The sequence below is a fragment of the Pediococcus damnosus genome (assembly GCF_001437255.1).
GTDB classification, from domain to species: domain Bacteria; phylum Bacillota; class Bacilli; order Lactobacillales; family Lactobacillaceae; genus Pediococcus; species Pediococcus damnosus.
The window spans coordinates 1-10,148 of record NZ_JQBD01000070.1 but is presented as its reverse complement, the minus strand read 5'-3'; the positions used below and the strand labels follow the sequence as shown (position 1 = coordinate 10,148).

Below are 10,148 nucleotides of genomic sequence, written 5' to 3'. Positions count from 1 at the left end.
ATCTATTACCAACAACAGATATTGTAGAATCCTAAAAATGATGTCACATAATTTCGGAGAGATGTTTGGAGGAAGAAAGAAATTGAATAACAAAAACGACGTGAGCGATGATAAGTCCTTCTTTGGACAGCCAAGGGGATTATCAACGTTGTTCTACACGGAGATGTGGGAGCGTTTCAGTTACTATGGAATGCGAGCCATTTTACTCTTCTATATGTACTACGCAGTATCAAAAGGCGGACTTGGTTTTAGCCAAACAACCGCCGCTTCAATTATGTCCATTTATGGATCACTAGTATATCTTACAAGTGTTATCGGTGGATTTGTTAGTGACCGAATTTTGGGACCAAGAAGGACCGTCTTTTTAGGCGGGATCTTCATTATGTTTGGTCATATTGCCTTATCCTTACCCTTGGGTGCTCCGGGCTTATTTATATCAATTGCTTTGATCGTAATAGGTACTGGTTTATTGAAGCCTAACGTTTCGGAAATGGTCGGTGGATTATATACAGAAGATGATATTCGTCGTGACTCTGGATTCAGTATCTTCGTTTTTGGTATTAATTTAGGGTCGTTAGTTGCGCCTCAGTTAGTTGGCTGGGTCGGCGGGCACGTTAGTTTTCATGCTGGATTCTCTCTTGCAGCGATTGGTATGTTCTTTGGATTAGTACAGTATTATTTTGGTGGTAAGAAGTATCTTAACAAAGATAGTCTGTATCCTTCAGATCCTATTGATCCTAAAAATGCCCGTAAAATTGAATGGTCGGTTACCCTTGGAATAGTCGTTTTTGCGTTGATTTTACTTGCGATGAAACTTGCAAATATTATGAACATTGAAAATGTTATCTTGTTATTAAGTGTGATTGCTGTAACGACGCCAATCGTATACTTTGTCCTCATGTTTTCAAGTAGTAAAGTTACTAAAATTGAACGTTCACGATTATTAGCTTATGTGCCTTTGTTTATTGCAGCTGTTATCTTTTGGGCTATTGAAGAACAAGGTTCAACCGTTCTTGCTTTATTTGCCGCACAAAGAACTCAATTACATTTAGGCGCTATAACGTTGTCGGCATCGCAGTTTCAATCCTTAAATCCATTGTTTATTATGCTTTATACACCATTCTTTGCATGGATGTGGATTAAATTAGGAAACCGCCAGCCATCATCACCACATAAGTTTTCTTATGGATTAGGGTTTGCTGGACTTTCGTATCTGTTCATTGCCCTTCCTGGAATCCTTTTTGGAACATCCGGGAAAGTTAGTCCACTTTGGTTAGTTGGCAGTTGGGCAATTGTAGAAATTGGCGAAATGCTTATCTCACCAATTGGATTGTCGGTTACGACAAAACTAGCGCCAAAGGCTTTTGGATCCCAGATGATGAGTATGTGGTTCTTGGCTGATGCAGCTGGGCAAGCTATTAACTCGCAGATTGTGCGCTTTTATAGTACTGCTACAGAAGTTCCTTACTTCTTAATTGTTGGCTCTGTCAGTATTGTTTTTGGCTTCCTGCTGTTACTTATATCGCGGTGGATTTCTTCAAAAATGGTTGGTATCAATTAAAACTAAAAAGATTAGATCAGTTTCTGCTCTCAGAACTGGTCTTTTTATTTACATTGAGTCTTTCGTGAGATGTCGACTAATGGTTAGTGTAAAATTAGCTTTAAATAGATTCAGATTGTTAGGGGTGAGATTATGAAAATTGCAGTTACTAGTGATAATCATTTCGATGTTAATCGCCTGGATGTTGACGAGATGATAAAAAGACAAGCTGAGTATTTGGCAAGTAAAGAGGTTGGTATTTACTTGATTGCTGGAGACTTATTTAATGACTTTGAAAAAAGTTTAAATTACGTGCATCGTTTGCAAACAGAGTTGAGATCACAGACAGTTGTTAAATTTATTGCCGGTAATCACGACATGGTTAAAGGAGTTACTTTCAGTGAGCTTGAAAGTGCATTGGATGATAGTTACATGCACAATCAATTTTTAGATGTCCCTGGAACAAATTGGCGTGTGATTGGCAATAATGGCTGGTATGATTATAGCTTTGCCGATAATGTTTCTGGCAAAACAGTTGCTGATTTTGAAACTTGGAAACGTGCCTACTGGATAGATAGCTCTATTCAGCAACCAATGACTGATACTGAACGAATGGACTTAGTTTTGGATGAGAGTACGAAACAGCTGAAAATGGCTGAGAAGGCTCAAAAACGCGTTTTATACTATACGCATTTTGTACCAAGACGGGATTATATTCGATATGCACCAGAAGGCAACTTGTGGAATATGGCTAATGCCTATATGGGTAGCGAACGCCTGGGAAAATTGTTGGAGCAGTTTGGAACAGAAATAGTGGTGTTTGGACATATGCATATTCATCCTAAACCGAAAAAATTCGCAAAAACGGTGTACTATAATCAAGCAGTGGGGTATCATAATAAGAGGATTAATGAATGGCAACATGAAACGTTTTTAGAAGAATGGCAAGCGCGATTAGCTTGTTTTGAATTATAATTTTACAAATTATTTTAACAAATTTGCTGAAAGTACTTGATATTTGTCTGGATTTTCGGTATCATATTTTAGTCGGATGCGTTTCAAACGTTGAAGCAATTCATAGGGAAGGGTAGCGAAGTCTGGCTAAACGCGGCGGACTGTAAATCCGCTCCTTCGGGTTCGGTGGTTCGAATCCACTCCCTTCCATTTTATGAATGGGCTATAGCCAAGCGGTAAGGCATCGGGTTTTGATCCCGAGATGCGATGGTTCGATCCCATCTAGCCCAATATATATGTTAAGAGCTGTTATTCAATCGTAAAGGTTGATATAACAGCTCTTTTTTAAAATTATCCCTTAACTTTGAATGAGAATCAATATTGTTGAAAGCTTGTTCTTTCAATTTCTATTATGATCATAATAGAAATTGAAAATAAAAAATGGCTACCTTAGTCGGCAGTCATTTTTGTGTATCCATGGTAATTATTTATTAGTTTTAACGGAAGTTAGATAATGCGCCGCCGTAAATCCAACCGATATTTTTACCACTTACTGAACAACGATAATAAGGGGTCTTGGTTCCTTGGCGGGTAGCTTGCATGTTGATGGTTACTTTCTTGTTTTTGTAAGTTTTACCAAAATGCGTTAATTTGGTCGCGTAGGTACTTAAAGTTACGTGGTTGTAAAAATTGTTTGTTGGTTTTGCAATCACAGTAGCAGTCTTCTTTACTGTTTTATAACTTGTCACGTTTGCGAGGGCACCACCGTAAATCCAACCAATATTTTTGCCTTTGTAAGAGCAACGATAGTAAGGTGTTTTGGTACCTTTCTTAACGCCACTCATATTGATGGTGATTGTCTTGCCTTTGTAGGTTTTACCGTAATGAGTGCGTTTGGCAGTGTATTTGCTGCCAGGAACATGGTTATAAAAGTCATGGCCGGGTGCTAATTTAACTTGTTTTGATAATTTTTGGTTTTTATAAGTTACTGGAGTTGCTGTTTTTGTGTAATATAACTTTTTGGATAGTTTGGTTAACTTAGTAGTTCCGTTATACGTGAAATTTATTGAACCTTTGATATTAGGAGTATAACCTGAGATATTTGGTGCCCATAATATTCCTTTCATATTCTTTTTTCCAACACCGTTACCTGCATAGGAGGGAATTAGATCACGCATCTTATTGCCAACCATTACTTTAATATGGATCGTAGGTGAATATTGAGAATTTCCAGCAATGGTTTCTGCATGTACACTCACTGAATCATTTAATATAGAGCTTGCGCCCACACCGATCCCCAGCATTGAAACGCCTGCCAGTAAAGCAAGTATAGATTTCTTGATTCTTAACTTTTTGTTCATTGTAAAACTCCTCCTGTTTTTCCGTTTAGTTATTTAAAATAACCATGGACAGTGTACAATAGGCAGATGACACAATATGTCATTAAAATAAATAAAATGAAATGTTGTACAATAATAAATAGCTGGATGAGCCAGTAACAATAATTTATAAGTAAGGATGGATAAATTGGAAAATTTTAACAAATGGGTCAATAAATGGGGAATGATGATTGTTCTTGCGTCAATCGTAGTGACACTGATTTTCCCAATTACATATTATCCCATCTTGATATGTTGGTATATCGTCGTCTTCTTTTATTTTTTCTTATCTTTGAGGGCCAAGAATACTCGCAATATTGTTTTTTGTATTCTTTTGATTTTACTAATTAGTTGGATCTTAATTGGGCATTTTGCTAGATAGTTTCATAATAAATTAGCCTTGTTTGATTCATAATAAAAAAGAGGTTTTAGATTACAGTTGGTGTGTTTAGCACACACTAGTTGTTATCTAGAACTTCTTTTTTCTAAGCTAATTTTTGATCAATAACGGGTCTCAAGGCAAGATCTTTAGCAGCTTCCTCACTGTCATCAAAGTGATGCTTGGTACAACCGATGAGCTGGTAATCTTCATGTCCCTTTCCTGCAATTAAAACGACATCACCTGGTTTAGCATCCTGAATGGCCTGTTGAATGGCTTCATGACGGTCAATATATACCGGAACTTTTGTCTCTGGGACACCAGCAATCATGTCACAAAGAATATTTTCTGGGTCTTCGGTGCGAGGGTTGTCTGACGTGAAAATGGGCTTTGTACTGTTTTCAACGGCAATTTTTGCCATCTGCGCACGCTTTCCATGATCACGATCGCCACCGCAACCAATAACACAATAGACGTCTTGTTTTGCAAAGGAATGAATGGTCTTTAAGGCGTTTAAAAGGCTGTCAGGTGTGTGTGAGTAATCCACAATCACACGAACGCCAGTATGAGAGGGGATGGATTGAAACCGACCCTTAACTCCGGTGACCTTTTCTAACGACTTAATGATCTGATTAGAAGGTAAACCGCTGGCATAAGCGGCCGCAAACGCCGCTAACATATTGTACACATTAAATTTCCCAATCAATTTCATCGTGACATGAGTAACCTCACCAAAAACGGCTAGATCAAATTCAGTGCCGTAACTACAAATTTGAATATTTTGGGCTCTAATCATGGCATCAGGGTTTAGCCCATACGTTAACACGTGTGCGGCCGTGTATTGTTCAAATTCACGACCAACCGGATCATCCGTATTCAAAACAGCTACTTTGGTTGTTCCGCTTGCGGTATATTTATTTCCTAACTGGGCAAACAAGAGACTTTTGGCGTGAATATAATTTGCCATTGTTTTGTGAAAGTCAAGATGATCACGGGTAAGATTTGTGAAAACAGCTATATCAAAATCAATGCCCCAAACGCGGCCAAGATCCAAAGCAATCGAAGAAACTTCCATGGCAACTGTTTCAACGTTTTCTTGATGCATCTTTGCCAGAGTCCGTTGGGTCGTAATGGCGTCCGAAGTCGTATTATTCGTTGGCAGAGTTTCATCCTTAATTTTGCGATACATGGTACCCATTAAACCAGTAGCCTGATTTTGATCACGATAAATCTGTTCAATTAGGTGGGTTACCGTTGTTTTACCGTTAGTACCCGTTACCCCAATCATACGCATTGACTGACTTGGTGCTTGATAAAAAACGTCAGCTAAAATGGCCATGGCGCGTTCAGTATTTTGAACATAGACAACGGGAACGGAAACATTAATCCGTTCTTGAGCAACAACGATTATGGCTCCTTTTTCAACGGCCTGAGCGGCTAATTTGTGGCCATCAATGTGATACCCATTTACGGCAATAAACATGGCACCAGGTTGCACTTCACGGGTATCTTGGGTCAGCATGGTCACATCAAAATCCGTGGTAATTGCTGGATAAATTTGTTTGAATTTGAGACTGTCAATTAATTGGGTAACTTTCATTGAGGGTTCCTCCTTAGATTTATTGTTCTTGAACTTTTATGTGTTGATACACGTTTAAAAATTCATCATGTAAAACATTTAAAGCGGTTTTTAAATCAGATTGTTTGATAAGGATCCAGATGGTTGTGTAGCTATCCGCCGATTGCAAAATGTCGATGTGATTAGCTAACAAGGTGGTCACGATTCGGGCAGTGATGCCGGGTGTGCCGGACATGCCTGCACCAACAATTGATACCTTGGCGCAGTCCGTAATAGTTTGATAAGCAATATTCTCTCGTGATAAAAGTTTTTTGGCATTGCTGGCAGCACCGTTAACTAAATTAAATACAACTCGGTGACGGGTGATACTAATGAAATCAATGCTTAATTTATGGGTTGCCAGTAATTGAAATATCTCTGCAGAAGTATCTTCATTTGTTGAAACTGAAAACTGAGTAAGGCCTGTCTGATGCGCAATCCCAGTTACGGAACGGTAACGTTTAATAGGTGCCAATTGATTGGTCACCAATGTTCCTAATTCAGTTGGTGATTGATAAGTTGCTCGAATGTGCATCGGAAGGTTGGCTTGCTTAGCAATTTCAACTGCTTGGGGATGAATCACGCGAGCACCGTTGATGGCCAAATTAGCCAATTCGTTATAACCAATAATTTTGAGACAGCGAGCGTGAGTGACCAGACGGGGATCGGCTGTCATAATGCCTTCAACATCTGTGAAGATGTCTACGCGCTTAGTCTTTAGCGCTGCTCCTAAGGCAACAGCAGAGACATCGGAACCGCCACGGCCAAGCGTGGTAATTTGACCGTTTTTGGTGGCACCTTGAAAACCGGTCACAACCACAACGTCAACTTTTTTAAAGGCGTTTTGAATTGGTTGTGGATCGACTTTTAAAATTTTAGCGTTTTGAAATTCGTTGCTTGTGATAATGCCGGCGTCGTGACCAGTTAGCGCCATGGCAGTTAATCCTTGCTCACGAGCCAATTCGGTAAATACGGTGGCAGAAATGGTTTCACCAACTGACATCAACATGTCACGTTCACGATTGGAAAGCTTATTTTGGTCACCATGAACGAGGTTTAAAAGTGCATCGGTTGCATAAGGAGTTTGCCGGCTTCTAAAGGCTGATACGACAACGATAACTTTATTACCTTGGCTTACTGCTAATTTCACGTGCTGCAAGGCTTTAAGCCGGGTTGGTCCATCTTTAACAGAAGACCCACCAAATTTTTGGACGATGATGTTCGTTTTCACTTTATCAACTCCTTCGGCTGCTCGAGTATCGGTGCTTCTACATAAAGTTTGTGCCAGGTCATGAATGTTAAGACCGTCCATAACTTTCGGGAATTATCACGAACATTATGACGATGATCTTCTAATAATTTTAAAAAATAATCTTTATTTAGGTATTGACCAGTTTGCGATTCATTAATGATTGAACGAGCCCAGTCGTACATTTCGTCTTTTAACCAAAACCGAATCGGAACTGGAAAACCGAGTTTTTTTCGATTTAAAACATGGTCAGGAACGATTCCTTCAGCAGCCTTTCGTAAAATATACTTTGTGGTGTCATGCGTAATTCGCAAATTGGCGGGGATGGTTGATGCCACTTTATAAACTTCCCGATCAACAAAAGGGGTGCGCAACTCTAAGCTATGGGCCATGGTGGTGCGATCAGCATTGTGCAATAAATCGCCGTTTAACCAAGTGTGCATATCGATAAATTGCATTTGCGTAATCGGATCATATGATTTAGATTCGTCATAAAAAGGCTTGGTAATTTTTTGAAATGGATGATCATAATCATAGTTTTTAAAGAAACTTTGTTTTTCATGTTCATTGAAGATAAAGGCATTGCCAACGTAACGGTCCTGAAGAGGGGTTGTGCCACGCAGTAGAAATGAGCGACCTTTAACGCCCTCAGGTATCAACGTCGCAAGGTGGTTCAGCGCCCGGTTCAGCGGTTGGGTATAACTAAACATTTTCAACGACTCCGGTTCGTGATAGATGGTATAGCCACCGAACAATTCGTCAGCGCCTTCTCCTGTTAAAGCAACTTTAACGTGTCTAACAGCTTCCTTTGCTAAAAAATATTGAGGAACTGCCGCCGGATCGGCTAAGGGATCATCCATACTAAAGACAAAATTAGGGAAAGCTTTCATAAACTCTTCTGGAGTGATGATCATGCTGTAATTTTTGACGTTTAACTTTTCGGCCGTTTCTTTGGCAACATCTAGCTCACTGTAGCCAGCACGTTCAAATCCGACTGAAATTGTTTCCAAGTGAGGATTGAAATTTCTGGCGATAGCGACAATAATTGAGGAATCAATGCCACCAGATAAGAAAGAACCGACCGGGACATCAGAACGCATATGCATTTTGACCGAGTCAATGAGGCTATCACGGACACTCTTGATATAATCCGCTTCAGGTTTGATAACGGGATGAAATTCACGATAAAAATAGCGATTGATGACAGGCGCTTTTTTCAATTCTTTAGTCAATGTGCAACCAGGAGCCAACATTTGGATTTCGTTTGTGAGCGTTTCTGGTTCAGGCACAAATTGAAAGGTCATGTAATCTTGCAGAGCATCCTCATTAAAAGTCTTTTCTTTCAAGATTTTATAAATGGCCTTACTTTCGGATGCATAATAGAAATTATCGCCTTGAATAGCGTAGTAGAAAGGTTTGATTCCAAATTGATCGCGCGCTGCAAAAAGGGTTTTAGTCTTTTTATCCCAAATTACGAAAGCAAACATACCACGTAAATATTTGGTAGCAGCTGCCTGATATTTTGCGTATAGAGCCAAGATAACTTCAGAATCGGATTTAGTTTTAAACGTGTAGCCATCTTTAATGAGGTTTTCACGTAATTCAATAAAATTATAAATTTCGCCATTAAAAGTTAGCCAATAACGTTCGTCATCGTAAGAAAGCGGCTGGTGGCCACCGTCTAAATCAATAATGCTTAGCCGGCGAAAACCCATAGTAATGTGATCATCTGAAAAGTACCCACTGTCATCAGGGCCACGATGAACCAACATTTTCGTCATGGTATGCACGGTTTGGTTATCTGAAGCTTTTTCAGTTAGAGAATGATTGGTTAAACAGCCAGCAAATCCACACATGAAAAATGACCTCCTTATTTTCCTTGATCTTTCGTTTGGATTACGGATCATCAAAAATAGATATTTGACGAATCACAAACGAAGTTACTATATGGTGCATACTCAGAACTATAAGGGGATCAGATTAAATCAACTTTAAAAAGGGTTGTAGGCACCGCAATTTTTACAAGTGAAAGTAGATTTAATTTTAAGCTAGCCTAGCAGCAAACTAAAGATAGACGCTTACAAAGAACGTTATTACCCGCAAGCATGATAAAATAAAGATATTTAATACGAAAGCGAGAGGGTTTAAATATGAAAGTTGGATTTATTGGGGTTGGAAACATGGCAAAGGCGATTATTACAGGAATGGTTAGGGCAGGATTCTCTGGCGAAGATATCTTGGTACATAGTGGTCATCTGGAGCACTACGAGGGTTTTGCAAAACAGAACCAGTTAGTAATTGAAACTAGTAATGCAATGGTTGCTCAAAAGGCTGACGTTGTGGTGCTAGCAGTTCAACCAATGATTGCAGAAAAAGTGCTAGGTGAAATCAAAGATGCCTTGCAAAGTGACGGAAAACTATTGGCTTCAGTAGTTTCCAGATTAGACATTGCCCACATACAGACGATTATTGGTGAACGACCGGTTTTACGCGTGATGCCTAATGTAAACGTTGAAATTGGTGAAGGGATGACTGGTCTTGCAGCTAGTGGACAGCTTAATCTGAATTTAGCACCATTTAAAAATGGTAAAAAAGTTTTTGAACTGGTCGGTAAAGTAATGGAAATTTCTGAGGATGATTTCAGTACATTTGGTGCCATCGCTGGTAGTGCGCCCGCATATGCCTATTTTTTCATTGATGCGTTATCACGAGCAGGCGTTAAATATGGGTTGAATAAGCAGGCTGCTACTGAAATTGCTGCCCAAGTGGTTAACGGTAGTGCCAAGATGGTTCTTGAATCTGACGAAAACCCGGCAGCCTTGATTGATAAAGTGTCTTCACCTGGTGGTATCACAGTGGCAGGCTTTTTGGCGATGGAGGAGGCCGGATTTATGACTGCCGTTGTAAAGGGAATTGATGCAACAATTGGCAAAGAAAAAGAAGAATAGAATATTTTACGAGAACTGAAAACCCCCTTAGAAATTTGATTGTAAATTTCTAAGCCTTGTGGTGATAAGTCAAGTATGTAA

At 39.4% G+C, this 10,148-nt stretch carries 7 protein-coding genes and 2 tRNA genes; 5 read left to right on the top strand and 4 right to left on the bottom strand.

Going from position 1 to position 10,148, the window contains the following annotated elements; genetic code table 11:
* The first annotated feature begins 82 nt into the window (after window positions 1–82).
* The 4 genes from IV84_RS08190 to IV84_RS08175 all read left to right on the top strand — a co-directional run bounded on the left by IV84_RS08190 (window position 83) and on the right by IV84_RS08175 (window position 2,785).
* A complete protein-coding gene (locus IV84_RS08190) occupies window positions 83–1,561 on the top strand; it encodes a peptide MFS transporter (protein WP_226996026.1) in 1,479 nt (492 codons plus the stop codon).
* 132 nt (window positions 1,562–1,693) lie between these two features.
* Complete coding sequence (locus IV84_RS08185; protein WP_056986386.1) at window positions 1,694–2,515, top strand: metallophosphoesterase; 822 nt, start codon at window positions 1,694–1,696, stop codon at window positions 2,513–2,515.
* A 106-nt stretch (window positions 2,516–2,621) separates the two neighbouring features.
* Window positions 2,622–2,704, top strand: a tRNA-Tyr gene (locus IV84_RS08180).
* A gap of 9 nt (window positions 2,705–2,713) precedes the next feature.
* Window positions 2,714–2,785 (top strand) — tRNA-Gln (locus IV84_RS08175).
* A 206-nt stretch (window positions 2,786–2,991) separates the two neighbouring features.
* On the opposite strand, the gene IV84_RS08170 is transcribed toward IV84_RS08175, so the two are convergent.
* The 4 genes from IV84_RS08170 to asnB form a co-directional block, all read right to left on the bottom strand.
* Complete coding sequence (locus tag IV84_RS08170; protein ID WP_046872059.1) at window positions 2,992–3,855, bottom strand: GW dipeptide domain-containing protein; 864 nt, start codon at window positions 3,853–3,855, stop codon at window positions 2,992–2,994.
* Window positions 3,856–4,358: 503 nt separating this feature from the next.
* On the bottom strand, window positions 4,359–5,852 hold the full coding sequence (locus tag IV84_RS08165; protein ID WP_046872058.1) for a UDP-N-acetylmuramoyl-L-alanyl-D-glutamate--2,6-diaminopimelate ligase: 1,494 nt from the start codon (window positions 5,850–5,852) through the stop codon (window positions 4,359–4,361).
* Between the two features lie 19 nt (window positions 5,853–5,871).
* Complete coding sequence (dapG, locus tag IV84_RS08160; RefSeq protein WP_226996027.1) at window positions 5,872–7,101, bottom strand: aspartate kinase; 1,230 nt, start codon at window positions 7,099–7,101, stop codon at window positions 5,872–5,874.
* Window positions 7,098–8,975, bottom strand: a complete 1,878-nt coding sequence (asnB, locus tag IV84_RS08155; RefSeq protein ID WP_056986385.1) for an asparagine synthase (glutamine-hydrolyzing) — start codon at window positions 8,973–8,975, stop codon at window positions 7,098–7,100. Before asnB ends, dapG begins: the two co-directional genes overlap by 4 nt.
* 294 nt (window positions 8,976–9,269) lie before the next feature.
* Between asnB and proC the strand changes: the two genes are divergently transcribed.
* Window positions 9,270–10,067, top strand: coding sequence for a pyrroline-5-carboxylate reductase (proC, locus tag IV84_RS08150; RefSeq protein ID WP_056986384.1), 798 nt, complete (start codon window positions 9,270–9,272; stop codon window positions 10,065–10,067).
* Window positions 10,068–10,148: the final 81 nt, after the last annotated feature.

What these genes read in the sequence shown, in the direction of transcription:
- IV84_RS08185 (WP_056986386.1), top strand. Translation starts at nt 1,694, where the DNA reads ATGAAAATTGCAGTTACTAGTGATAATCATTTCGATGTTAATCGCCTG.
- IV84_RS08170 (WP_046872059.1), bottom strand. Translation starts at nt 3,855, where the DNA reads ATGAACAAAAAGTTAAGAATCAAGAAATCTATACTTGCTTTACTGGCA.
- IV84_RS08165 (WP_046872058.1), bottom strand. Translation starts at nt 5,852, where the DNA reads ATGAAAGTTACCCAATTAATTGACAGTCTCAAATTCAAACAAATTTAT.
- asnB (WP_056986385.1), bottom strand. Translation starts at nt 8,975, where the DNA reads ATGTGTGGATTTGCTGGCTGTTTAACCAATCATTCTCTAACTGAAAAA.
- proC (WP_056986384.1), top strand. Translation starts at nt 9,270, where the DNA reads ATGAAAGTTGGATTTATTGGGGTTGGAAACATGGCAAAGGCGATTATT.